Here is a 23113-nt window from a genome sequence, read left to right on the forward strand (position 1 = left end):
ACTTTTCAGAAGTGTGCGGAAGGGCAGGGCATGACGATCAAGGACACCCCGGAGGAGTGGGAGATCCGGGCGACGGACACCCCCTTCGTGGGCAACAAGACCTCTGTCCGCACCGACGACGTGGTCATGCCCGACGGTCATGTGGCCCGCCGCGACTACCAGGTCCACCCCGGCTCGGTCGCCGTTCTCGCCCTCGACGCCGCGGGGCGGGTCGTGGTCATCCGCCAGTACCGCCACCCCGTGCGCCACAAGCTGTGGGAGATCCCGGCCGGCCTGCTCGACATCCCCGGCGAGAACCCGCTGCACGCCGCCCAGCGCGAGCTGTACGAGGAGGCGCACGTCAAGGCCGAGGACTGGCGGGTGCTGACCGACGTCTACACCACCCCCGGCGGCTGCGACGAGGCCGTGCGCATCTTCCTCGCCCGCGACCTGTCCGAGGCCGAGGGCGACCGCTTCGAGGTCGAGCACGAAGAGGCCGACATGGAGCTCGCGCGGGTACCCCTCGAAGACCTCGTACGGGGCGTGCTGGCGGGGGAGCTGCACAACAACTGCCTTGTCGTCGGCGTCCTTTCGCTCGTCGCCGCGCAGCACGGTGACGGGCTCGACGCACTGCGCCCGGCCGAGGCGCCGTGGCCCGCGCGTCCCTTCGAGTCCTGAACGCACCGGTCCCCGCACCCACTGCTGCACCAGTGTGACCATCGGCTGATCCGATCGGGGGACCTGTCCGCCGCGCTCCGCACGGAACGTAGCAGAGCGTGAACTAGGCTCTGAGCACGCCCGAACCGGAGTCCCGGCGGGCTTGCGCGTGCGGTGGGACGGGAGTGTGGCCCGTGACGGATCAGGCGGTGGACACAGACGGTGTACGGCCGGCGGGGCGCGCTGAAGAGAGCCGATTCCTCGGCCGTACAAGGGAGTTGAAGGAGCTTCGCGCCGACATCGAGCGCGCGGGGCTGGACACCCTCTCCGGCCGCAAGGCCCCACGCGCGCGCGTGCTGCTCATCGCGGGCAGACCCGGTTCCGGACGCACGGCCCTCGCCGAGGAACTGGTCCGGCAGGTTGCGGACCGTTACGACGACGGGGTGCTCCGGGCCCGGCTGAGCGGACACGACGGCACGCCCGTCCCCGTCGCCCAGACCGCCCGCGAACTGCTCGCGGCCCTGGACCTGCCCGCTCCCGCCGGGGCCTCGGAGGACGACCTGGCCGGGGAGCTGCGCACGGCCCTCGCCGACCGGCGGGCCCTGGTCCTGCTCGACGACGCGGCCGACGCCGCGCAGGTCGACGCCCTGCTGCCGGAGACGCCGGACTGCCTGGTCGTGGCCGTCTCCGGCGGCCCCCTCACCGGAATTTCCGACGTCCGCCCCTGCACTCTCGGCGGCCTCGACACCAAGTCGGCCGTGGAGCTGCTCAGCCGGCACACGGGCTCGGTCCGCATCACCGTCGACCCCCGGGCGGCCGAGAGCCTGGTCGAGGAGTGCCAGGCCCAGCCGGCCGCGCTGCGGCTGGCCGGCGGCTGGCTCGCCACCCGGCCCAAGGCGGCCGTCGCCGACCTCGCCAAGCAGATGCACACGGAGGGTGACGAGGGGACCGCACTCAGCCGGGTCTTCCGGCTCGTCCACGCCTCCCTGCCCGCGGCGACCGCCCGGATGCTGCGGCTGCTCGCCCTCGCCCCGGCCGGCCAGGTCGACCCGCACACCGCCTCGGCGCTGGCCGGCTGCTCGGTGAACGACGCCCGCAGCGCCCTGGACGGCTTCGTCACCCTCGGCCTGCTGCGGCCGATCCGGTCGCCGTTGCCGCAGTACGAGGTGCCGGGCTGCCTGTACCCCCTGCTGAAGCGGCTCACCGAGACCCTGGACCGGCCCGGAGAGCTCCAGCTGGCCCGCGCCCGCATGCTGGAGCGGACGGTACGGCTGCTGCAGTCCTGCCGGACGATCACCGAGACCGACGACGCCGGGTCGCGCGAGAAGCTCCAGGGAATGCCGCCCTCCGTGCGCTTCCCGACCCCGCGGGCCGCCGAGGAGTGGCTGCGCGTCCGCAGGCCCGCGCTGCTGGCCGCGGCGCGGCTCGCCGTCGCGGACGGCGAGCTGGACACCCTCGCCCGCCGGCTGATGTCGCAGCTGGTCAAGGCCATGGTGGCGCACTTCGGCACCCGGGCCGCCGCCCCCGACCTGTACGGCATCCACGGGCTCGTGCTGGATGTCGCCGAGCGGCAGAAGCTGCCCCGGGAGCAGGCCGCGGCCCTGCTGAACCTCGGCGATCTGGACGCCCGGACCGGCCGTACCCGGGACGCACTGGTGCGATATCGGGCAGCGCTGGACGCCGGACGGCAGGCGAATGACCCGTACGCGACCGGCCGCGCGATGGAATCCGTAGGTGGCGCGCACCTGGAGCTCGGGGACTACGACCGGGCCGCCGACTGGTTCGGCCGCGCCCTGGCCGATCGCCTCGCCCGGGACGAGCGCGAGGGCGCGGCCCGGCTCTACGGCCGGATCGCCGTGGCCCACACCTACGCGGGCCGCTACGGCGAGGCCCTGCGCGGCTGGCGCGCCGCGATCGCCGGTTACCGCAAGAGCGGCGATGTGGCCGCCCACGCGCGGGCGTTGAGCGAGGTCGCCCGTGTCCAGGAGTACGCGGGACGGCCCGAGGAGTCGCTGCTCACCTGTCACGAGGCGGTGGAACTGGCCCGCCGGGCGGAGGACGTACGGCTCCAGGCGGCGCTCCAGCTGCGGCTCGCGGACACGCTCGAACGCCTCGGTGACCCCGCCTCGGCACAGCTGCACCGGGGCACCGCGGAGCGGCTGCTGGGCGAGGAATCGCAGGACCCGGAGGGTCCGGAAGAGATCGAAGACCCGAAACAGGACGGTGATGCCTGCGAAATCCGTAGTGCATCCACTGAAGATTGATGCAATGAAAGGCTAGACAGCGGGAACGCCTTCATTAGACTGGCTCTGCCGCACCTTCTCCTGCGGTGTCTCCTGGTGTGCCCATGCATGCCTGGGTATGTGTTGTATTGCCCCATCCACGAGCCAAGGACCGTGATCGACGTGAAGGTCGGCATCCCCCGCGAGGTCAAGAACAACGAGTTCCGGGTGGCCATCACCCCCGCCGGAGTGCACGAGCTGGTGCGCAACGGCCACCAGGTCGTCATCGAGCGCGGCGCCGGCGTCGGCTCGTCGATCCCGGACGAGGAGTACACCGCCGCAGGCGGACAGATCCTGGAGACGGCCGACGAGGTGTGGGCCACCGCGGACCTGCTGCTGAAGGTCAAGGAGCCCATCGCCGAGGAGTACCACCGCCTCCGCAAGGACCAGACCCTCTTCACCTACCTGCACCTGGCCGCCTCCAAGGAGTGCACGGACGCGCTCATCGAGTCCGGCACCACGGCGATCGCCTACGAGACGGTCGAGCTCCCCAGCCGCGCGCTGCCGCTGCTCGCCCCCATGTCCGAGGTCGCGGGCCGGCTGGCCCCGCAGGTCGGCGCGTACCACCTGATGCGCTTCAACGGCGGCCGCGGTGTGCTGCCCGGTGGTGTCCCCGGCACCCAGCCCGCGAAGGCCGTCGTCATCGGCGGCGGCGTCTCCGGCTGGAACGCCACCCAGATCGCCGTCGGCATGGGCTTCCACGTCACGCTGCTCGACCGCGACATCAACAAGCTGCGCGAGGCGGACAAGGTGTTCGGCACCAAGGTCCGGGCGATCATGTCCAACTCCCTCGAGCTGGAGAAGGCGGTCCTGGACGCCGACCTCGTCATCGGCGCCGTCCTCATCCCGGGCGCCAAGGCCCCCAAGCTCGTCACCAACGAGCTCGTGGCGCGCATGAAGCCGGGAAGTGTTCTTGTCGACATCGCGATCGACCAGGGCGGTTGCTTCGAGGACTCACGGGCGACCACGCACGCCGAGCCGACCTTCAAGGTCCACAACTCGGTCTTCTACTGCGTCGCCAACATGCCGGGTGCGGTGCCCAACACCTCCACCTACGCACTCACCAACGCCACGCTGCCCTACATCGTCGAACTGGCCAACCGCGGCTGGGCCGAGGCGCTGCGCCGCGACCCCGCGCTGGCCAAGGGCCTCAACACGCATGACGGCAAGGTCGTTTACCGCGAGGTCGCGGAGGCGCACGGCCTGGAGCACATCGAGCTCGAGACCCTGCTCGGCTGACCGCACGGTCGTCGAGCCGCTAAGTCACCATTCGGTAAAAGGCGATACGTCAACACAGGTCGTCAACAGCGCGCACCCGGCCGGACCTTGCCCGACGAGGTCCGGCCGGATGTGTGTATGGTCACTTTGCGGCTCTCGGTCAACTCGCCTCGAACGTAACCCTTATGTCGATTCGCACACCGGCGAAACCTGCCGTGCGACGGCCGTACGCCCTTGACAGAGGGATGTTTCATTGCCGACACATCCTGCCGGGTCCGGCGGATTGTGTTGCTGCGGACGCCCGACACGCCATAGAGTCGCCAACCGTCGGCATGGTGCCACGCTGACCTGTCTAGAAGTTTCCTGGTCACCAAGGAGGTAAGACGACTTGTGAATGAGTCGACATTTTCTCCCGGGGGTGGTCAACCAGGAGCGCCTGTACGGGACCAGGGTCCCGCGGGGTTCGAGGCTGTCGGCTCCGTCGCTGTGCGCACCTTCGCAGCCCATCAGAGCCCGGGTCCTCAGGTGATCCGGGCTGCACACCAGAGCATGGATGGCCATCACGTGAACGCCATGGCCGGCGACGGAAGTGGCGCGCCCCACAACCATTTCGCCGACTACGACGAACTGCCCGAAGGGCACTTCTACGACCCCGACGCGGAGTACGAGCCCGACCCCGAGTACGCGGCCACGCTCGCGCCCGACGCTGCCCGGCAGCGCCGTGAGCGCGTCGGTCCGACCGGACGGCCGCTGCCGTACTTCCCGATCCCGGGCCCGCTGACCGAGCACGGCCCCGCGAAGATCATCGCGATGTGCAACCAGAAGGGCGGCGTCGGCAAGACGACGTCGACCATCAACCTGGGTGCCGCGCTCGCGGAGTACGGACGGCGTGTGCTGCTCGTGGACTTCGACCCGCAGGGCGCGCTGTCGGTGGGCCTCGGCGTCAATCCGATGGAGCTCGACCTCACCGTCTACAACCTGCTCATGGAGCGGGGCATGGCGGCCGACGAGGTGCTCCTGAAGACGGCGGTCCCGAACATGGACCTGCTGCCCAGCAACATCGACCTGTCCGCCGCCGAGGTTCAGCTGGTGAGCGAGGTCGCGCGTGAGTCAACGCTCCAGCGCGCCCTGAAGCCGCTCATGGCCGACTACGACTACATCGTGATCGACTGTCAGCCCTCCCTCGGCCTGCTCACCGTCAACGCGCTGACCGCGGCGCACAAGGTGATCGTGCCGCTCGAGTGCGAGTTCTTCGCACTGCGTGGTGTCGCGCTGCTGACCGAGACCATCGAGAAGGTCCAGGAGCGCCTCAACCCGGATCTGGAGCTCGACGGGATCCTCGCCACCATGTACGACTCGCGCACCGTGCACAGCCGTGAGGTGCTCGCGCGTGTCGTCGAGGCGTTCGACGACCACGTCTACCACACGGTCATCGGGCGCACGGTCCGCTTCCCGGAGACCACGGTCGCCGGTGAGCCGATCACCACGTACGCCTCCAACTCCGTCGGTGCCGCCGCCTATCGCCAGCTCGCCAGGGAGGTGCTCGCCCGGTGTCACGCCGAGTGAGTCTGCCGGGGGCCGACGAACTCTTCCGTACGACAGGGGGAATGGCACTCCAGCCGTCCACTCCGCGGCGGGGGGCCAACGGCGAAGCCCGTGTCCCCGCGCCCGCCGGAGAGAGTGACGGGGCCGCGGCCGCGTCGCCCGAGGACGCGCCGCATTCGGTGCCCGCACAGGGCGGTGACGGCGAGGGCGCGGAGCACGTGGCCGCGGAGCCGGAGCCGGCCGACGCCGGTGAGTCCCGCAGCCGTGCCGCGTCCGGAGAGCACCCCGGGCGACGTCAGGGGGCGCAGGAAGGTTCTGCCGCCGTCTCCGCCAACGCCCAGCCCCGCAAACGCGGCCGGTCCTCGCCCTCGCGCCGGCCCAGTGGGCGGGAGCGGCACGACGAGAAGATCACCGTGTACGTGTCCGCCGAGGAGCTCATGGATCTGGAGCACGCGCGTCTGGTGCTCCGCGGTGAGCACGGGCTGGCGGTCGACCGCGGGCGCATCGTCCGTGAGGCGGTCGCCGTCGTGCTGGCCGACCTGGAGTCCCGCGGGGACGCGAGCATCCTCGTACGTCGGCTGCGCGGGCGGTAGCGATAGCCTGCGGGGGCCATGACCTCGAACGACGTTCCCGCCTCCGGCGCCGGTGTCTCCGGCGGTCGGCGGCGTGTGCTGGGGCGGGGGCCGGGGACGGCGCCCGCCGCTCCGCCGGTCGAGCCGGAGCCGGAACCCGTGCTCGTGGCGCCGGAACCGGTGGAGCCGGAACCCGCAGTGCAGGAACCCGCGGTCGTCGCACCCGAGCCGGAGCCGCTGCCTGAGGCTCATGCTCCTGCTCCCGCCGCGGATCTCGAAGAGGAACCGGACGACGGTGTCTTCAAGGTCCGGCTCGCCAACTTCGAGGGCCCCTTCGACCTGCTCCTCCAGCTGATCTCCAAGCACAAGCTGGACGTCACCGAGGTCGCGCTGTCGAAGGTGACCGACGAGTTCATGGCGCACATCCGGGCGATGGGGCCGGACTGGGACCTGGACCAGACGACCGAGTTCCTGGTCGTCGCGGCGACGCTGCTCGATCTCAAGGCCGCCCGGCTGCTGCCCTCCGCCGAGGTCGAGGACGAGGCGGACCTCGCGCTGCTGGAGGCCCGCGACCTGCTGTTCGCGCGGCTTCTGCAGTACCGCGCGTACAAGCAGATCGCCGACATCTTCAACGCGAGGCTGGAGGAGGAGGCCCGCCGCTACCCCCGTACCGTCGGCCTCGAACCGCACCACGCCGAGCTGCTGCCCGAGGTGGTCATCAGCATCGGTCCCGAGGGCTTCGCGAAGCTCGCGGTCAAGGCGATGCAGCCCAAGCCCAAGCCGCAGGTCTACGTCGACCACATCCACGCGCCCCTGGTGAGCGTGCAGGAGCAGGCCGGGATCGTGGTCGCGCGCCTGCGGGAACTCGGCGAGGCCAGTTTCCGGGCGCTGGTGGAGGACACCGACGACACCCTGACCGTCGTGGCGAGATTCCTGGCGCTGCTGGAGCTGTACCGCGAGAAGGCCGTCGAGCTGGACCAGGAGACCGCGCTCGGCGACCTGATCGTGCGCTGGACCGGCGGGGAGGGCGACGGGACACCAAAGGTGACCGACGAGTTCGACCGGCCGCCCGAGGAGCCCAAGGAGCCCAAGGAGGAGGAGAAAGCATGACCGAGGAGACCGCGGAACTCCCGGCAGGGCTCCGCAGCGTCGCCGACCTCGACCTCAAGCCGGCCCTGGAGGCCGTCCTCATGGTCGTGGACGAGCCCGCGAGCGAGGAGCACCTGGCGAAGATCCTGGAGCGGCCCAAGCGACAGATCGGGGACGCGTTGCGGGAGCTGGCCGACGACTACGCCGTGCAGGGCCGCGGCTTCGAGCTGCGGTTCGTGGCCGGCGGCTGGCGCTTCTACAGCCGCGCCGAGTACGCGCCCGCCGTCGAGCGGCTCGTGCTGGACGGCCAGACGGCCCGTCTGACCCAGGCCGCCCTGGAGACCCTCGCGGTCGTCGCCTACCGCCAGCCGGTGAGCCGCAGCCGCGTCTCGGCCGTACGAGGAGTCAACTGCGACGGGGTCATGCGCACCCTCCTGCAGCGGGGTCTGGTCCAGGAGGCGGGCACGGAACCCGAAACAGGTGCGATCCTGTACACGACGACGAACTACTTCCTGGAGCGGATGGGCCTGCGCGGTCTGGACGAGCTCCCGGAGCTCGCGCCCTTCCTCCCGGAGGCGGAGGCGATCGAGGCCGAGACACTGGAAGGGGTCCCGTCGTTCGATCCGGACGCTCCGGATTCCGAGGACGCAGACGACAAGACGGAACTTTGATGCGAAGCAGCAGCGGCAGGAACAGCAGCGGAAACAACGGCGGGAGCCGTGGTGGCAACAGCGGCGGCCGCGGCGGGAGCAGCGGTGGCCGCGGTAATTTCCGCGGCGCCGGCAACTCCCGCGACGACAAGCAGGGCGGCCGGCCGAAGAAGCCGCGCCCGGAGGAGCGGCGCTACGACGTGGGCCCCGGCGGGACCCAGGAGGGCCCGAAGTCGGGGCGTGGCGCCTCGGCGCGCGGCGGCGCCAAGGGCGGCCCCAGGCAGGGTCAGGGCACCGGGCGCGGCCGTACGGCCCCGGCGAGCTCCCGTGAGTACGACGCCCGGGCAGAGGAGCGCAACCGGGAGCGGTACGCCGGCAAGAAGGACGTGAAGCCGCCCAAGACCTTCCCGGGCGCCGAGCAGGATGGCGAGCGGCTGCAGAAGGTCCTCGCGCGCGCGGGCTACGGCTCCCGGCGCGCCTGCGAGGAGCTGATCGAGCAGGCGCGGGTCGAGGTCAACGGCGAGATCGTGCTGGAGCAGGGCAAGCGGGTCGACCCGGAGAAGGACGAGGTCAAGGTCGACGGCCTGACCGTCGCGACGCAGTCGTACCAGTTCTTCTCGCTGAACAAGCCCGCCGGTGTCGTCTCGACGATGGAGGACAGCGAGGGCCGGCAGTGCCTCGGTGACTACGTCACCAACCGCGAGACGCGGCTCTTCCACGTCGGGCGGCTGGACACCGAGACCGAGGGCGTCATCCTGCTCACCAACCACGGCGAGCTGGCGCACCGGCTGACCCACCCCCGGTACGGCGTGAAGAAGGTCTACCTCGCGCACATCGTGGGCCCGATCCCGCGAGACCTGGGCAAGCAGCTCAAGGACGGCATCCAGCTGGAGGACGGGTACGCGCGCGCGGACCACTTCCGCGTCGTCGAGCAGACCGGCAAGAACTACCTGGTCGAGGTGACCCTCCACGAGGGCCGCAAGCACATCGTGCGGCGCATGCTGGCCGAGGCCGGCTTCCCGGTCGACAAGCTGGTGCGGGTCGCCTTCGGCCCGATCACCCTGGGCGACCAGAAGTCGGGCTGGCTGCGGCGGCTGTCGAACACCGAGGTCGGCATGCTGATGCAGGAAGTCGATCTCTGACGGTTCGCGCTTCGGCGAGTCGTGGCCGATGCATTTTCGTCCTCTCGCCGGTCTGTATTGCGTGACCGGCGAGAGGAGTGGCAGGCATGGCTACGACGACGGACCGCGACGATTCCGGCAGGATCGCCGCCCATGCGCGTCTGACGGCGCTGGAGCGCCCGGCGAGGCGTCCGCCGCCCGATGGGCCGGACGAGCCGTCACAGGCGCCTGAGGGGCCGCTGAGGGCCCGCGCCGCGGCTGCTGTGCGGGTGCTGTCGTGAACGCGGGGGAGCTGCTGGAGCGGTCCCTCGCCTACGCGCTGGGCAGCGTCGCCGACGTCGCACCCGGACAGCTGGAAGGCGGTACGCCGTGCGCCGGATGGGACCTGGGTGAGCTGCTCGGGCATCTCCACGACTCGCTGGACACCCTGCACGAGGGGCTGACCGGCGGGCGGATCGGGCTGTTCCCGCAGGAGCAGGAGGGGTCCGATCCCGCCTGTGCGTTCCGCACACGCGCGTGCGCGGTGCTCGGCGCCTGGGCCGCCGGACCGGGGGAGCGGGTCGTGGTGGGCGAACTGCCGCTGGACATGCGGCTGATGGCCGCTGTGGGTTCGGTGGAGATCGCCGTCCACGGATGGGACGTCGCGCAGGCCTGCGGGCGCCCGCGCCCCATCCCGGCCTCGCTCGCGGGCGAACTGCTGCCCGTCGCACGGTGCGTGGTCGCCGACGAGGACCGAGGTGTGCGGTTCGCCGAGCCGGTCACCGTACCGGCGTGCGCCGGGCCCGATGCGCGGCTGCTGGCCTTCCTGGGCCGGCGCGACTGAGGGCAATCACGGCTCGCCCGCCGCCTCCGTGGGCCGCGCGCCGGCACCGCGGGCGGCGCCGAGCAGGCGTCGCATGCGCTCGGCGGCACGGACCGCGGCGGCTCCGCAGCAGTTGTTGAACAGGACGTGCACCTCGTCGACCTGCCGCGCCAGGCCCCGCAGCCTCGGGAGCCAGTCGGCGAGTTCGTCCTCGTCGTAGTCGTGGCGGAACCGGTCCTCCTTGGTCCCGGTTCCCCAGTCGGAACTGCGGCCGTGGAAGCGGACGACCGACAGCCGCGGCGAGGTGACCGGTGTGACGGGCGGGACGGACGTGGGGAGCGTCTGCGTCATGTCGACCGCGACGGCCGTCATCCCGTACCGGCTGAGCAGCGCCCGCGTCGCGTCCGCCCACTCCGCACGCCACCAGCCGGGGTGCCGGAACTCCACGGAGACCGGCCAGCCCGCGGTCCGCTCGACGCACTCCTGCAGGAACTCACCGGCCCGCTTGCCGGGCCGGAACCACGGCGGCAGCTGGAAGAGCACGCTGCCGAGCCGCCCGGCCGCGCGCAGCGGCTCGATCCCCTCGGTGAACAGCGCCCACACCTCGTCCAGCACCTTCGCGTCCCGCGGCTCGGGCGGCAGCCCGTCTGGCATCGCGGCGCGGCGCGTGGGGTGTCCGGTGAGAAGCGAGAACGCCTTCACGTCGAAGACGAAGCCGTTCGGCGTGCGTTCGGCCCACAGCCGGCTGGTGCGGGAGCTGGGCAGTGCGTAGTACGTCGAGTCGACCTCGACGACCGGGAACTGCTCGGCGTAGTGGCGCAATCGGCCCTCCGGGTCCCGCCGTCCGGCCGGATACCACCCGCTGCCGATCAGTGCCCGGTCCGTCCACGAACAGGTGCCCACCAGGATCTCGCCCATGGAAGCCCGGTTACCCCGAGCGGCCTTGTGGAAGCCCGCCGATCCTGTTTATAGTCGCAGTGACCATTAAAGGGGGTGGGTGTGCATGACCTTCGATCGAGCGGGCCATGACCACGCGGGCTACGACAAGTACGCCTACGAGCCCTTCGCCGTCACCGTCGACCTCGCCGTCCTCACCGTCCGCGACGGCGCCCTGCACGTCCTGCTCGTCGAGCGCGGGCAGGAGCCCTACGCCGGCCGCTGGGCGCTGCCCGGCGGCTTCGTGGAGCCGCGCGAGTCCGCCGAGACGGCCGCCAGGCGCGAACTCGCCGAGGAGACCGGCCTGTCGGACGTCACCGGCCTGCACCTGGAACAGCTGCGGACGTACAGCGAGCCCGGTCGCGACCCCCGGATGCGGGTGGTGTCCGTCGCCTTCACCGCGCTGCTGCCCGACGCGCCCGAGCCGCACGCCGGCACGGACGCGGCACGGGCGAGCTGGCTGCCGTACGACTCGGCAGGACCGCTCGCCTTCGACCACGACGTGATCCTGGCCGACGCCCACGAGCGCGTCGGCGCCAAGCTCGAGTACACCTGCCTCGCCACCGCCTTCTGCCCGCCCGAGTTCACTCTCGGCGAGCTCCAGCAGGTCTACGAGACGGTGTGGGGCACCACCCTGGACCGGCCCAACTTCCGCCGCAAGGTGCTCGCCACGCCCGGCTTCGTCGAACCCCTCGCGGGCGGCGCCCGGTTGACCGGCGGCCGTGGCAAGCCCGCCGCGCTCTACCGTGCGGGACCGGCCACGGCCCTGCATCCGCCCCTTTTGAGACCGTCCCCGGAAGGACGCCCCGCATGAACGACCTCGTCGACAAGCAAGCCGCCACCGGGGCGTTGACCGGTCTCGCCCTCGGGGACGCGCTCGGCTACCCGACCGAGTTCGACGACGTGCCCTCGATCCTCGCCAAGTGCGGGCCGTGGCGGCAGATGCAGCTGCCCACGCCCGCGCTCGTCAGCGACGACACGCAGATGACGCTGGCCGTGGGGCGGGCGCTGCGCACGGCCATGGACCGCGGGGTGCTCGGGCCCAAGAGCCTCGAACGGCCGCTGCGTGAGGAGTTCGTGCGCTGGTACGAGTCGCCGGACAACAACCGCGCGCCCGGCAGCACCTGCCTGCGGGCCTGCGCTCTGCTGAGGGACGAACGCCGTTCCTGGCAGGACGCGAGCCAGATCGACTCCAAGGGCTGCGGTGCCAACATGCGCGTGGCGCCCGTCGGGCTCGCCCGTGGCCTGAGCGACGAACAGCGCGCGGGCGCGGCCCAGTTGCAGGCCGCCCTGACGCACGGCCACCCGACGGCGCTCGCCGCGTCCGACCTCACCGCCCACGCCGTACGGCTGCTCGCCGAGGACAGCGAGCCGACCGGACTCGTCGGCCTGCTGCGGTCGTACGCCATCGAGAACCGCAGCCGCTACCACCAGCCCTGGCTCGGCGACCTGTGGACCCGGGCCGGCGACGCCTCGCCCGGGGCGTTCATCGCGCGGGGCTGGGACGAGTGCCTGGAGATCCTCGGCCGCCTCGGGGACGCGGTGCGCACGGTCTCGCCGGAGACCGACCCGTGCCTGGCCACCGGCGCGGGCTGGATCGCCGAAGAGGCCCTGGCGACCGGCCTGTTGTGCTTCCTGCAGTCCGTCGACGAACCGGTCACGGCCATCCGGCGGGCCGCCTGCACCTCCGGCGACTCCGACTCCGTCGCCGCGCTGGCGGGTGCCTTCGCCGGCGCCTGGACCGGCGCGGACGCCTGGCCGACCGAGTGGGCCGACCGCATCGAGTACGGGAGCGACCTGCTGACCCTCGGCGCCCTCTGGGATTCTTGAGAGATGATCGACGCCCTCGCCATCGACCTCACGCCGGTGGTCGCCGAGCAGCCCGACCCGGTGCTGTTCGCGACCGTCTCCGGCGCTCATCTCTACGGCTTCCCGTCCCGCGACTCGGACGTGGACCTGCGCGGCGCGCACCTGCTGCCGGCCGCGGGTCTCGTCGGGCTGCGGGAGCCCGAGGAGACCCGGTCCCGGATGTGGGACCGGGACGGCGTAGAGATGGACCTCGTCACGCACGACGTACGCAAGTTCGTCCGGTTGATGCTGCGCCGCAACGGCTACGTCCTGGAGCAGCTGCTCTCGCCGCTGGTCGTGCACACCACCGACGCGCACCGCGAACTCGCGGACCTGGCACCCGGTGTGATCACCAGTCACCACGCCCATCACTACCGGGGGTTCGCGGCCACGCAGTGGCGGCTGTTCGGGAAGACCGGTGAACTCAAGCCGCTGCTCTACACGTTCCGGGTGCTGCTCACGGGCATCCACCTGATGCGCAGCGGCGAGGTGCAGGCCCATCTGCCCACGCTGCTCGGCGAGGTGGACGCGCCGGCCTACCTCCCGGACCTGATCGCGGCGAAGGCGGAGCGGGAGCACGGGGACGCCGACGTCGACCACGCGCGCGTGCGGGTGGACGTCGAGCGGCTGCACATCGTGCTGGACGAGGCACAGGAGGGCTCGGCGCTACCCGCGGCCGCCACCGTCCACGACGCCCTGCACGACTTCCTCGTACGCATCCGGCTGGAGGGCCGATGACCGGCGGACCCGTACGAGGAAGGCCTCGACGCGGCGCCGGTCCGGCTCCTCGGGAAGCGGGCTGCGGCGGGCGGCCTCGTCCGCCTCGCCCGCGAGCCGGTTCATCCGGGACTCGACCTCGGGCCAGGGGACTTCGCCGCGCTTGACGGCCAGCAGCGCATCGCGCCGGTCGCCCACGTCGATCGTCAGGACGCCCGTGCGCAGCAGATCGCGGGAGCTGATCAGCAGCCGCAGCAGATGCATGGCGTGCTTCCAGCGCGGGGCGCCGTGGACACGGATGTGCGCCTCCAGCTTCCTGCGCTGGCCGAGCGCGTAGCGCGCGAAGGTCTCGTGGGTCCGGCGGGAGAGGAACGCCTCGCGCAGCGCGAGGAGTTCACGGCCGGTGTCGTCGATGTGCTCCACGAACGGGGAGTGCAGGCACTCCAGGATGTTCGGGTTCGCACGCAGCGCCAGCTCGCAGAAGCGCTCCAGCTCCCAGCTGAACTGCTCCTCGGCCGGCCCCTCGACATGCGTCGGCGGCTTCTCGAAGCGCCAGAAAAGAGGCGTGGGCGCGAGGAACACGCCCCGCCGGTCGGTGTCGCTGCCCTCCGTCGCCAGACCGAAGGCGCGCGAGCCCATCACGCAGGCGTAGATCGTGTGGTCGCGTACCAGGGTCTCGGGTTGCATGCCGGGGAGCGTACGCGGCGCCTCACGCCAGCCGGATCGAATTTCCCTGTACGTCGATCTGCTCCGCGGGCAGCGGCTTCGGCGCCGGACCGCCCGCCACCGAGCCGTCCGCGATGTGGTACTTGCTGCCGTGGCACGGGCAGTTGATGGTGCCGTCCGCGACGGCGCTCACCGTGCAGCCCTGGTGGGTGCAGATCGCCGAGAAGGCCTTGAACTCGTCCTTCTTCGGCTGCGTCACCACGACCTTCTCCTTCTTGAAGATCTTGCCGCCGCCGACCGGGATGTCGGCCGTCTTCGCCAGCTCCTGCCCGCCGGAGGCCTGCACGGAGGACGATCCGGAGTCGTTGCTGTCGCCGTACTTGCTGCAGCCCGCGGCGAGCGCCGAGGCGCCCGTCGCGAGCAGAACCGTGCGCCGGGTCGAGGGGTGGGTCATGTCGTCACTCCGAACGTACGGAAGAACCAGAGGGCGGAGGTCAGCCAGATGAGGGTGAGCGCGGTGAAGACCAGTCCGCCGACGAGCGGCAGCAACCAGCCCGGGAGCCGCTCCGAGCGGAGCAGCAGCATCTTTGCACTGAAAACACCGAAGAAGAAGCAACCCAGGATGGAATGGAACATCACGCGCGTTTCGTACGTCTGATAGCCCAGCGCGTACAGGCAGTGGACGGCGACCGGGACGGCCACGACGAACGCGATCCGTCCCGACCAGCGGTGCAGTTTCGGCGCCCAGCGCGGGCCCGGCAGCTTGCCGTACACCATGAAGGCGCTGACCAGCTGGACGAGCGCGAAGAAGAACGCGGTCGTCGCCAGCCAGGACTTCACGGCGCCCGTGCTGCTGAAGCCCGCGATGTTGAAGGCGGTCCCGGCCGGGTCGTGCGTCCGGCCGTAGACGCCGAGGCCGACCGCCACCGCGGCGGCCACCAGGGCCGGGACGAGGTAGCGGGCGGGGCCTGGGGCGCGGCGGGCCGGCTCCGGGGGCGGGAAGCTCTGCGTGGCGGCGTTCGGGTCGACGGTCATGGTCGGCTCCCTGGAGCGGACGGTGGTGTCACGGGTTCACAGGACGTGCTGTGAGCTGCTGTCCGTCGACCGTCACCGCACCCGTCTCCGGGTCGATGGCGGGCGCGGCCGAGGCATCTCCGTCGCGGGTGACGACGCCGACCTGCCTGCCGTTCTGCAGGACGATCCAGCCGCCGTCGATCTTCGCCCCGCGGACCGTGGCCGTCGCCCGGTACAGCCCGGACGGCTTCTTGGCCTTGTCGGCGGTGAAGGCGTAGTGCCCGCCGCCGATGTCGACCGAGCCGCGGATGCGCTTGTTCTCCTTCACGGTGCCGTTCAGCTCGGCGCCGTCCGTGCCGGTCAGCCGCATGCTGCCGTCGGCCTTGACGTCGCCCTTCAGCCACGACTCCTTGGAGCGGCCGTCGCAGAAGTACGCGATCGCCCTGCCGTCGTGCACCGAGACGGCGACGGCGGACGAGTCGTCGTCCGTCCGTCCGGCGTAACTCGCGTCGGCCACCCGGGCCCGCGACGGCGAGGGCTTCGGTGACGCGGTGGACTTGGCCGGAGCCGGCGAGACAGTGGCGGCAGGCGGCTCCTTCTTGTACGTCGACGAGGCGGTCTCCGTCCCCGTCGTCGTATTGAGAATCAGCATGAACAGGCCGAGCAGCAGTCCCGCGAGCAAGGTGAGCAGCGGTCCAGGACGCTTCATACGGGCCTCCCCCGAGGCGAGTGTGCTGCCATCAGAGCGGACCGCGGGCCCGGCGTAAAGAGGCGCACAGGGGCGTCTCACGCCAAGTAGCGGAATTGGGGCGATTCGGTGACATTGGCAATGTCTCCGGTACCCGCGGCGAGCGGTGTGCGCGGTGCTCCCCCGTCTCAGCGGGCGGGCGCCGCCCACCCGCTCGCCGCGGGCTTGACTACGCTGGACGGTCGTAGAGCCGATCCGTAGAGCAGCAAGGAGCCAAGCCGTGGCGGTACGAGCGGTCCGGGGAGCCGTCCAACTGGAGCGGGACGAGGCCGGACACATGGACGAGCAGGTCGGGGCCCTGCTCACCGCCATCATCGAACGCAACGCCCTGAGCCCGGACGACCTGATCAGCATCTGGTTCACGGCCACGCCCGATCTGCACAGCGACTTCCCGGCGGCCGCCGCCCGCAAGCTCGGCATCGTCGACGTACCGCTGATCTGCGCCCAGGAGCTGGACATCGAGGGCGCCATGCCCCGCGTCGTCCGCGTCCTCGCGCACATCGAGTCCGACCGGCCCCGCGCCGACATCGCCCACGTCTACCTCGGCGCCGCGGCCGCCCTGCGCAAGGACATCGCCCAGTGAGGACCGCGCTCGTCATCGGCACCGGACTCATCGGCACGTCCGCCGCCATCGCCCTGTCCCAGCGGGGCGTCGTCGTCCACCTCGCCGACCACGACCCCGAGCAGGCCCGTACGGCCGCCGCGCTCGGCGCCGGCACCGACGAGGCCCCCCAAGGACCCGTCGACCTCGCGATCGTCGCCGCGCCCCCCGCCCATGTGGCCGGTGTGCTGGCCGACGTCATGCGCCGGGGCGTGGCGCGCGGCTACCTCGACGTGGCCAGCGTCAAGGGCGGCCCGCGGCGCGAGCTGGAGGCGCTCGGCCTGGACCTGTCGGCGTACATCGGGACGCACCCCATGTCGGGCCGCGAGAAGTCCGGCCCGCTGGCGGCGACCGGCGACCTCTTCGAGGGCCGCCCCTGGGTCCTCACCCCGACCCGGGACACCGACACCGAGGTGCTGAACCTCGCCCTGGAGCTGGTCTCGCACTGCCGTGCCGTGCCGGTCGTCATGGACGCCGACGCCCACGACCGCGCGGTCGCCCTGGTCTCCCACATGCCCCACCTGGTCTCCAGCATGGTGGCGGCGCGGCTGGAGAACGCCGAGGAGGCGGCCGTACGGCTGTGCGGTCAGGGCATCCGGGACGTCACCCGGATCGCCGCGTCCGACCCCCGTATGTGGATCGACATCCTGTCCGCGAACCCCGGGCCGGTGGCCGACCTGCTCTCCGACGTCGCCGCCGACCTCGACGAGACGGTCCAGGCACTGCGGTCGCTGCAGTCCTCCGACGAGGCCAAGCGGGGCGAGGGCACGGCCGGCATCCAGGACGTGCTGCGGCGCGGGAACGCCGGGCAGGTGCGGGTCCCGGGCAAGCACGGCTCCGCGCCGCGGGCCTACGAGGTCGTGGCCGTCCTCATCGACGACCAGCCCGGTCAGCTGGCGCGGATCTTCGCCGACGCCGGCCGGGCCGGGGTCAACATCGAGGACGTGCGCATCGAGCACGCGACCGGGCAGCAGGCGGGCCTGGTGCAGCTGATGGTGGAGCCGCAGACGGCGCCGGTCCTCACGGCGGCGCTGCGCGAGCGGGGCTGGGCCATCCGGCAGTGAGCAACCCCACGCTGCCGCGGTGATCACCCGGGTCGTACGCCTGTAAGAGGGGCACCGGCGAGCCAGTAACCTTGTGCGGGGCGCCTTCGTGCCCCGCCCACCACTCGCCACACCGCACCAGGAAGGTGTCCCCCCGTGGAAAACGGCGCCGCCCAGCCCGTGATTGTCGCCATCGACGGCCCCGCCGGTACCGGCAAGTCGAGCACGTCGAAGGCCGTCGCCGCGCAGCTCGGCCTGAGCTACCTGGACACCGGCGCCCAGTACCGGGCGATCACCTGGTGGATGGTGACCAACGGGATCGACGTCGACGACCCGTCCGCGATCGCGGCCGTGGCCGGCAAGGCCGAGATCGTCTCCGGTACGGACCCGGAGCACCCGACGATCACGGTCGACGGCGTGGACGTGGCCGGGCCGATCCGCACCCAGGAGGTCTCCTCCCAGGTCAGCGCGGTCAGCGCGGTGCCCGAGGTGCGGGCCCGGATCACCGAGCTGCAGCGCTCGGTGGCCGCCGCAGCGGAGCTGGGCATCGTGGTCGAGGGCCGCGACATCGGTACCACCGTGCTGCCGGACGCCGACCTGAAGATCTTCCTCACCGCCTCTCCCGAGGCCCGCGCCGCCCGCCGCAGCGGCGAGCTCAAGGGCTCCGACGTGCACGCCACCCGCGAGGCGCTGATCAAGCGCGACGCGGCCGACTCCTCCCGCAAGACCTCGCCGCTCGCCAAGGCGGACGACGCGGTCGAGGTGGACACCACCGAGCTCACGCTGGCCCAGGTCGTCGAGTGCGTCGTCACCCTCGTCGAGGAGAAGCGGGCCGGGAAGTGACTGCTCCCTCCGAGAAAGGTGCCGAGGTCGGGCGGCGCATCGGCGTCGGCCTGATGTACGGCCTGTGGCGGCCGCGCGTGCTCGGTGCCTGGAAGGTACCGGCGACCGGTCCGGCGATCTACGCCGTCAACCACTCGCACAACATCGACGGCCCGATGGTCCTCGGCGTCTCGCCCCGGCCGATGCACTTCCTGATCAAGAAGGAAGCGTTCATCGGGCCGCTGGGGCCGTTCCTGACGGGCATCGGCCAGCTGAAGGTGGACCGTTCGTCCGCCGACCGCACGGCCATAACCCAGGCCCTGGGCGTGCTGTCGGACGGCGGCATCCTCGGCATCTTCCCGGAGGGCACCCGCGGCGAGGGCGACTTCGCCTCCCTGCGCGCCGGGCTCGCTTACTTCGCCGTCCGCAGCGGCGCGCCGGTCGTGCCGGTCGCCGTGCTGGGAAGTTCCGAGCGGCGCGGACGGTTGGTGAAGGGGCTGCCTCCGCTGCGCAGCCGTGTCGACGTCGTCTTCGGCGACCCCTTCGAGGCGGGCGACGGAAGCGGACGGCGTACGCGCAAGGCGCTCGACGAGGCGACCGAGCGCATCCAGAAGCAGCTCACCGCGCACCTGGAAAACGCCAGGCGGCTCACCAGCCGCTAGGCGACACTGAGTAGTGGATCAGCCGGGGGAAACCCGGACGTTCCACCGACCACCACGATGAACGAGGTACGGACTTCATGAACGACCACATCCACTCCGAGGGCTCTTCCGAAGAGCACGACCACGGAGAACTTGGCGATGCCGAGTACGCGGAGTTCATGGAGCTCGCCGCGGAAGAGGGCTTCGACCTCGAGGACGTGGAAGGCGCCATCGAGGCCGCCGGTCACGGACCGCTGCCCGTCCTCGCCGTCGTCGGCCGCCCCAATGTCGGCAAGTCGACCCTCGTGAACCGCATCATCGGCCGTCGCGAGGCGGTCGTCGAGGACAAGCCCGGCGTCACCCGCGACCGCGTGACCTACGAGGCCGAGTGGGCGGGCCGCCGCTTCAAGGTCGTCGACACCGGCGGCTGGGAGCAGGACGTCCTCGGCATCGACGCCTCCGTGGCCGCCCAGGCCGAGTACGCGATCGAGGCCGCCGACGCCGTCGTGTTCGTCGTCGACGCCAAGGTCGGCGCCACCGACACCGACGAGGCGGTCGTACGACTGCTGCGCAAGGCCGGCAAGCCCGTGGTGCTGGCCGCCAACAAGGTCGACGGCCCGAGCGGCGAGGCGGACGCGTCCTACCTTTGGTCGCTGGGCCTCGGCGAGCCGCACCCGGTCTCCGCCCTGCACGGCCGCGGCACCGGCGACATGCTGGATGCCGTCCTGGAGGCGCTGCCGGACGCTCCCGAGCAGACCTTCGGCGGCGCCGGGATCGGCGGCCCCCGCCGTATCGCCCTCATCGGCCGCCCGAACGTCGGCAAGTCCTCCCTGCTCAACAAGGTGGCGGGCGAGGAGCGCGTCGTCGTCAACGAGATGGCGGGCACCACCCGCGACCCGGTCGACGAGCTCATCGAACTCGGCGGCGTCACCTGGAAGTTCGTCGACACGGCCGGCATCCGCAAGCGCGTCCACCTCCAGCAGGGCGCCGACTACTACGCCTCGCTGCGCACCGCCGCCGCAGTCGAGAAGGCCGAGGTGGCGGTCATCCTGATCGACGCCTCCGAGTCCATCTCCATCCAGGACCAGCGGATCGTCACCATGGCGGTCGAGGCGGGCCGCGCCCTGGTCATCGCCTACAACAAGTGGGACACCCTCGACGAGGAGCGCCGCTACTACCTGGAGCGGGAGATCGAGACCGAGTTCGGCCAGGTCGCCTGGGCGCCCCGGGTCAACGTCTCGGCGCAGACCGGCCGCCACATGGAGAAGCTGGTCCCGGCGATCGAGACGGCGCTCGCGGGCTGGGAGACCCGCGTCCCCACCGGCCGCCTGAACGCCTTCCTCGGCGAGCTGGTCGCCGCCCACCCGCATCCGGTCCGCGGCGGCAAGCAGCCCCGCATCCTCTTCGGCACACAGGCCGGCACCAAGCCCCCGCGGTTCGTGCTGTTCGCCTCCGGCTTCATCGAGGCGGGCTACCGGCGCTTCGTCGAGCGCCGGCTGCGCGAGGAGTTCGGCTTCGACGGGACGCCGATCCACATCTCGGTGCGGGTGCGCGAGAAGCGCGGCAGGAAGAAGTAGAGCGACATGACGAAGGGGCGGTCCCGGCCGGGACCGCCCCTTCGTCATGTCCGTGATGTCAGTGGACGCCGCGCGGGCCGGGCGGCAGCGCCGCCGGCAGGTGGTGCAACCCCGTGGTCTGCTGGCCCGCCGACCCGACGCGCTGCCACTGCGACTGCTGCCGGGCGCTGACGGCCCCCGCGCTGTAGGCGCTGTAGGAGCTGCTGAAGGAGCCCGGCCGGTGTCTGGCGTACATCCCCGCGCCGTGCGGGATGTTCCCGAAGGCGGTGAACCCCAGCTCCTCCTCGCCGCTGCGGTCACCCGGCAGCGTACGGAAGGACCTCACGTACTCGGCGTAGAGCGCGTCGTAGATGGGCGTGGCCGAGGGGCCGCCCGAGACGTCCTGGGCCGACCGCGCGGACGGAATCGGCTGGAGGGACTGGCGGCGGGGAACGTCGTATGGGTGCACGTATGTCCAAACGACCCCGGACTTCAAGGGATGCGGTCAGGACCGGCCCCGTCGGGCGCACACGCAGGGCGCACTCATGTCCCGGCGAGAGGCATGGCGACACCGACCAGCTTGCCGTTGGCCGCAGCCTTGTCCAGCGCGTCCCGCAGCAGGTCCTCGCGGGGCTGGCGCCCGATGGAGCCCACCGGAGCGGCGAACAGGAGTACCTGCTGGAGCTTGTTGGCGGCGGCCCGCCAGCCCTCGGTGACCTGGAGCGGCTGATGCGCCTGCCACCAGGCCACCGGCTGCCCGCCGTTGCTGCCGGGCTGGAGCACCGCGTGCAGCTGGCCCATGGCGAGCAGCACCGACCAGCCGTGCAGCACCGGCGGCACCTCGGCCAGCTGGGACAGCGGCATGAACCCCTGCTCGATGAGGAGCGGCAGGAAGTCGTCGCCGGCCCCCGTGGTGTCCGGCCGCACGATGGGCCCGGTCGGCTCGACGACCAGCGCCGGGTGCAACTCCCCGGAGATCAGCACGAGTCCGCTCGTCACGCCGAGCACGGCCTGCTCCGGAACGGCCTGCGTGGGGTCCATGTCCACGGTGTTCCCGGAGATGGAGCGCACCGCGCCCTGGAGCTGCTCCTCGGTGACCTGGACGACCTGCGAGGGCAGGCAGCTGGCGTGGGCGAAGGCGAGGACGGCGGTCTCCTCGCCGATGAACAGGACGGTGCTGGTGCGCTCCTGCTCGGAGTCGCCCGGGGTGCGGCAGGACGTGCAGTCGTAACTGCCCGGGTTCTCTCCGGCGAGCAGCCGGTCGGCTTCTTCGTCGCCGATCTCGGCGCGTACCTGGTCGCTGACGTCGAGCATGCGCGGCACGGGTGGCTCCCTCGGGGTCGTGGTGCGCGGCGGGGCCGGGTGGCTCCCGGTCCGTGAACCGGGTGGGCCCGGGCTCATGAAGAAGACAACGGGTGATCTGTGGCGGGGGTCACGCCTGACGGCGAACGGAATCGAACCATCCACCGCACAGGGTCACCGCAGGTGCGGAATCGGGCACTCACCGTCAAGTCCTGGGAAATCCAAGGAAGTTGGTTTCGTGAGGTGAGTCACAGATCGTCCGGGTACCAGGCCGACAAATCATGAAATCCACGAATGAAGTGGGTGTCCGGAAGTCGTTGATACCGGCGGTAACAGCGAACTGGCCTGGAATGACAAGGAGTTGGTTGCTGACGGCTCGACAGGCTCTCTAGATTCCTCCGCCGTGTGCACAGAGCACCGCTCGGGTACGTCCGCCGGCCGCAACACGCCGGCTCAGCATCACCTCCGGCGGACGGGGCGGGGCGTGACGACCACTCAGGTGAGGGGGAGGGCACGCCCGGCTCAGGGGGACCCCGGGTTGTTCGAGAGGGAACTTCATGTCCGAATGTGCCGATACCACTCACGGCAGCGCTCGTCACGACAACGCTCGTAGGACGCCGACTCGTACGACGGCGGTCCTCGCCGGGGCCGCACTGCTCGCCGCCCCGCTCGGACTGCTGGCCGCGACCGGAAACGCCGCGGCTGCCGACAGCGGAGTGTGGGACCGCATCGCCCGGTGCGAGAGCGGCGGCAACTGGCACATCAACACCGGCAACGGCTTCTACGGCGGGCTCCAGTTCTCCGCCGGCACCTGGCGGGCCTACGGCGGAGCGGCCTACGCGCCGACGGCCGACAAGGCCTCCAAGAGCCAGCAGATTGCCGTCGCGAGCAAGGTCCAGCGCGCCCAGGGCTGGGGCGCGTGGCCCGTCTGTTCGGCCCGGGCCGGAGCGTACGGAAGTGCGCCGGCCTCCTCCGGCTCGGTCACCACCAAGTCGGCGAAGACCACGAAGAGCACCAAGGCAGCCCCGTCGAAGAAGCCGTCGAAGGCGCCGGCACGCTCGGCGGGCCACGCGAGCCGTGGCTCCTCCCGCGGGGACTACACCGTCCGCCCGGGCGACACCCTGAGCAAGATCGCCGACCGGCACGGGACCACCTGGCAGAAGCTGTACGCCGCCAACAGGACCGTCATCGGCGGTGATTCCGACATGATCGTGCCCGGGCAGCAGCTCCAGCTCTGAGCCGCTTCCCTCACCGGGTGCGGGCCCCGTCCGGTCGTCCGACCGGGTGGGGCCCTTCGGCGCTCC

Annotated in this window: 25 protein-coding genes; 18 read left to right on the forward strand and 7 right to left on the reverse strand. The window is 71.4% G+C overall.

The genetic code is table 11. The features are described 5' to 3' along the window. The first annotated feature begins 30 nt into the window (after positions 1–30). The 9 genes from ACGFYN_RS07850 to ACGFYN_RS07890 all read left to right on the forward strand — a co-directional run bounded on the left by ACGFYN_RS07850 (position 31) and on the right by ACGFYN_RS07890 (position 9936). Positions 31–657 carry an NUDIX domain-containing protein gene (locus ACGFYN_RS07850; protein WP_393864894.1) on the forward strand — a complete coding sequence of 209 codons (627 nt, stop codon included), beginning with the start codon at positions 31–33 and terminating at the stop codon, positions 655–657. A gap of 173 nt (positions 658–830) precedes the next feature. After that, positions 831–2900, forward strand: a complete 2070-nt coding sequence (locus ACGFYN_RS07855; protein WP_393864895.1) for a tetratricopeptide repeat protein — start codon at positions 831–833, stop codon at positions 2898–2900. 132 nt (positions 2901–3032) lie between these two features. Continuing rightward, a complete protein-coding gene (gene ald / locus ACGFYN_RS07860; protein WP_393864896.1) occupies positions 3033–4157 on the forward strand; it encodes an alanine dehydrogenase in 1125 nt (374 codons plus the stop codon). 552 nt (positions 4158–4709) lie between these two features. Then, complete coding sequence (locus ACGFYN_RS07865; RefSeq protein ID WP_393865320.1) at positions 4710–5702, forward strand: ParA family protein; 993 nt, start codon at positions 4710–4712, stop codon at positions 5700–5702. Further along, complete coding sequence (locus ACGFYN_RS07870) at positions 5687–6274, forward strand: hypothetical protein (RefSeq protein ID WP_393864897.1); 588 nt, start codon at positions 5687–5689, stop codon at positions 6272–6274. Before ACGFYN_RS07865 ends, ACGFYN_RS07870 begins: the two co-directional genes overlap by 16 nt. A gap of 18 nt (positions 6275–6292) precedes the next feature. Beyond that, on the forward strand, positions 6293–7363 hold the full coding sequence (locus tag ACGFYN_RS07875; protein WP_393864898.1) for a segregation and condensation protein A: 1071 nt from the start codon (positions 6293–6295) through the stop codon (positions 7361–7363). Further along, positions 7360–8013 (forward strand): SMC-Scp complex subunit ScpB, encoded by a 654-nt coding sequence (gene scpB / locus ACGFYN_RS07880; RefSeq protein ID WP_393864899.1) that lies wholly within the window; start codon positions 7360–7362, stop codon positions 8011–8013. Before ACGFYN_RS07875 ends, scpB begins: the two co-directional genes overlap by 4 nt. Next, positions 8013–9134: a pseudouridine synthase gene (locus tag ACGFYN_RS07885; protein ID WP_393864900.1), complete on the forward strand. Its 1122-nt coding sequence runs from the start codon at positions 8013–8015 to the stop codon at positions 9132–9134. The genes scpB and ACGFYN_RS07885 overlap by 1 nt, the downstream gene beginning before the upstream one ends. 256 nt (positions 9135–9390) lie before the next feature. After that, positions 9391–9936: a TIGR03086 family metal-binding protein gene (locus ACGFYN_RS07890; protein WP_393864901.1), complete on the forward strand. Its 546-nt coding sequence runs from the start codon at positions 9391–9393 to the stop codon at positions 9934–9936. A gap of 6 nt (positions 9937–9942) precedes the next feature. On the opposite strand, the gene ACGFYN_RS07895 is transcribed toward ACGFYN_RS07890, so the two are convergent. Continuing rightward, on the reverse strand, positions 9943–10833 hold the full coding sequence (locus tag ACGFYN_RS07895) for a DUF72 domain-containing protein (RefSeq protein WP_393864902.1): 891 nt from the start codon (positions 10831–10833) through the stop codon (positions 9943–9945). An 85-nt stretch (positions 10834–10918) separates the two neighbouring features. Between ACGFYN_RS07895 and ACGFYN_RS07900 the strand changes: the two genes are divergently transcribed. From ACGFYN_RS07900 to ACGFYN_RS07910, 3 genes are read left to right on the forward strand one after another with little or no spacing between them, the layout of a single operon-like run. Continuing rightward, positions 10919–11665, forward strand: a complete 747-nt coding sequence (locus tag ACGFYN_RS07900) for an NUDIX domain-containing protein (protein WP_393864903.1) — start codon at positions 10919–10921, stop codon at positions 11663–11665. Beyond that, positions 11662–12681, forward strand: a complete 1020-nt coding sequence (locus ACGFYN_RS07905) for an ADP-ribosylglycohydrolase family protein (RefSeq protein WP_393864904.1) — start codon at positions 11662–11664, stop codon at positions 12679–12681. The genes ACGFYN_RS07900 and ACGFYN_RS07905 overlap by 4 nt, the downstream gene beginning before the upstream one ends. A 3-nt stretch (positions 12682–12684) precedes the next feature. Next, positions 12685–13437 (forward strand): DNA polymerase beta superfamily protein, encoded by a 753-nt coding sequence (locus ACGFYN_RS07910; RefSeq protein WP_393864905.1) that lies wholly within the window; start codon positions 12685–12687, stop codon positions 13435–13437. Here the strand turns inward: ACGFYN_RS07910 and ACGFYN_RS07915 are convergent. Genes ACGFYN_RS07915 through ACGFYN_RS07930 form a run of 4 tightly spaced genes read right to left on the reverse strand, consistent with a single transcriptional unit; the run spans position 13366 to position 15805 of the window. Beyond that, on the reverse strand, positions 13366–14103 hold the full coding sequence (locus tag ACGFYN_RS07915; RefSeq protein WP_393864906.1) for a DNA polymerase beta superfamily protein: 738 nt from the start codon (positions 14101–14103) through the stop codon (positions 13366–13368). The two genes, ACGFYN_RS07910 and ACGFYN_RS07915, sit on opposite strands and share 72 nt — an antisense overlap. Positions 14104–14125: 22 nt before the next feature. Beyond that, positions 14126–14536, reverse strand: coding sequence for a Rieske (2Fe-2S) protein (locus ACGFYN_RS07920; RefSeq protein WP_393864907.1), 411 nt, complete (start codon positions 14534–14536; stop codon positions 14126–14128). Continuing rightward, a complete protein-coding gene (locus ACGFYN_RS07925; protein WP_393864908.1) occupies positions 14533–15117 on the reverse strand; it encodes a DUF6529 family protein in 585 nt (194 codons plus the stop codon). The genes ACGFYN_RS07920 and ACGFYN_RS07925 overlap by 4 nt, the downstream gene beginning before the upstream one ends. 28 nt (positions 15118–15145) lie before the next feature. Beyond that, on the reverse strand, positions 15146–15805 hold the full coding sequence (locus tag ACGFYN_RS07930) for a hypothetical protein (RefSeq protein WP_393864909.1): 660 nt from the start codon (positions 15803–15805) through the stop codon (positions 15146–15148). A gap of 259 nt (positions 15806–16064) precedes the next feature. On the opposite strand from ACGFYN_RS07930, the gene aroH reads away from it, so the two are divergent. The 5 genes from aroH (at position 16065) to der (ending at position 20528) form a co-directional block, all read left to right on the forward strand. Next, positions 16065–16427 carry a chorismate mutase gene (gene aroH / locus ACGFYN_RS07935; protein WP_393864910.1) on the forward strand — a complete coding sequence of 121 codons (363 nt, stop codon included), beginning with the start codon at positions 16065–16067 and terminating at the stop codon, positions 16425–16427. Then, positions 16424–17509 (forward strand): prephenate dehydrogenase, encoded by a 1086-nt coding sequence (locus ACGFYN_RS07940; RefSeq protein ID WP_393864911.1) that lies wholly within the window; start codon positions 16424–16426, stop codon positions 17507–17509. Before aroH ends, ACGFYN_RS07940 begins: the two co-directional genes overlap by 4 nt. 135 nt (positions 17510–17644) lie before the next feature. Next, the gene (gene cmk / locus ACGFYN_RS07945; protein WP_393864912.1) at positions 17645–18331 is read left to right on the forward strand and encodes a (d)CMP kinase; all 687 of its coding nucleotides are present in this window, start codon (positions 17645–17647) and stop codon (positions 18329–18331) included. Between the two features lie 53 nt (positions 18332–18384). Beyond that, the gene (locus tag ACGFYN_RS07950) at positions 18385–18972 is read left to right on the forward strand and encodes a lysophospholipid acyltransferase family protein (protein WP_393865321.1); all 588 of its coding nucleotides are present in this window, start codon (positions 18385–18387) and stop codon (positions 18970–18972) included. A 77-nt stretch (positions 18973–19049) separates the two neighbouring features. Continuing rightward, a complete protein-coding gene (gene der / locus ACGFYN_RS07955) occupies positions 19050–20528 on the forward strand; it encodes a ribosome biogenesis GTPase Der (protein WP_393864913.1) in 1479 nt (492 codons plus the stop codon). A 58-nt stretch (positions 20529–20586) separates the two neighbouring features. On the opposite strand, the gene ACGFYN_RS07960 is transcribed toward der, so the two are convergent. Together ACGFYN_RS07960 and ACGFYN_RS07965 are read right to left on the reverse strand one after the other, a co-directional pair. Continuing rightward, positions 20587–20976 (reverse strand): hypothetical protein, encoded by a 390-nt coding sequence (locus tag ACGFYN_RS07960; RefSeq protein WP_393864914.1) that lies wholly within the window; start codon positions 20974–20976, stop codon positions 20587–20589. Between the two features lie 74 nt (positions 20977–21050). Next, positions 21051–21830 (reverse strand): hypothetical protein, encoded by a 780-nt coding sequence (locus tag ACGFYN_RS07965; protein ID WP_393864915.1) that lies wholly within the window; start codon positions 21828–21830, stop codon positions 21051–21053. 536 nt (positions 21831–22366) lie between these two features. On the opposite strand from ACGFYN_RS07965, the gene ACGFYN_RS07970 reads away from it, so the two are divergent. Continuing rightward, entirely contained in the window at positions 22367–23047 is a 681-nt protein-coding gene (locus tag ACGFYN_RS07970; RefSeq protein WP_393864916.1) for a transglycosylase family protein, read from the forward strand. Positions 23048–23113 lie beyond the last annotated feature (66 nt).

This window comes from Streptomyces sp. NPDC048419 (assembly GCF_043200415.1).
GTDB lineage: Bacteria > Actinomycetota > Actinomycetes > Streptomycetales > Streptomycetaceae > Streptomyces.

Bases quoted from the DNA above. Each gene is read 5' to 3' on its own strand.
- ACGFYN_RS07950 (WP_393865321.1), top strand. From the start codon at position 18,385: ATGTACGGCCTGTGGCGGCCGCGCGTGCTCGGTGCCTGGAAGGTACCG.
- der (WP_393864913.1), top strand. From the start codon at position 19,050: ATGAACGACCACATCCACTCCGAGGGCTCTTCCGAAGAGCACGACCAC.
- ACGFYN_RS07875 (WP_393864898.1), top strand. From the start codon at position 6,293: ATGACCTCGAACGACGTTCCCGCCTCCGGCGCCGGTGTCTCCGGCGGT.
- ACGFYN_RS07905 (WP_393864904.1), top strand. From the start codon at position 11,662: ATGAACGACCTCGTCGACAAGCAAGCCGCCACCGGGGCGTTGACCGGT.
- ACGFYN_RS07865 (WP_393865320.1), top strand. From the start codon at position 4,710: ATGGCCGGCGACGGAAGTGGCGCGCCCCACAACCATTTCGCCGACTAC.
- ACGFYN_RS07930 (WP_393864909.1), bottom strand. From the start codon at position 15,805: ATGAAGCGTCCTGGACCGCTGCTCACCTTGCTCGCGGGACTGCTGCTC.
- ACGFYN_RS07970 (WP_393864916.1), top strand. From the start codon at position 22,367: ATGTCCGAATGTGCCGATACCACTCACGGCAGCGCTCGTCACGACAAC.
- ACGFYN_RS07885 (WP_393864900.1), top strand. From the start codon at position 8,013: ATGCGAAGCAGCAGCGGCAGGAACAGCAGCGGAAACAACGGCGGGAGC.
- ACGFYN_RS07925 (WP_393864908.1), bottom strand. From the start codon at position 15,117: ATGACCGTCGACCCGAACGCCGCCACGCAGAGCTTCCCGCCCCCGGAG.
- ACGFYN_RS07900 (WP_393864903.1), top strand. From the start codon at position 10,919: ATGACCTTCGATCGAGCGGGCCATGACCACGCGGGCTACGACAAGTAC.
- ACGFYN_RS07850 (WP_393864894.1), top strand. From the start codon at position 31: ATGACGATCAAGGACACCCCGGAGGAGTGGGAGATCCGGGCGACGGAC.
- scpB (WP_393864899.1), top strand. From the start codon at position 7,360: ATGACCGAGGAGACCGCGGAACTCCCGGCAGGGCTCCGCAGCGTCGCC.
- ACGFYN_RS07910 (WP_393864905.1), top strand. From the start codon at position 12,685: ATGATCGACGCCCTCGCCATCGACCTCACGCCGGTGGTCGCCGAGCAG.
- ACGFYN_RS07895 (WP_393864902.1), bottom strand. From the start codon at position 10,833: ATGGGCGAGATCCTGGTGGGCACCTGTTCGTGGACGGACCGGGCACTG.
- ACGFYN_RS07915 (WP_393864906.1), bottom strand. From the start codon at position 14,103: ATGCAACCCGAGACCCTGGTACGCGACCACACGATCTACGCCTGCGTG.
- ACGFYN_RS07920 (WP_393864907.1), bottom strand. From the start codon at position 14,536: ATGACCCACCCCTCGACCCGGCGCACGGTTCTGCTCGCGACGGGCGCC.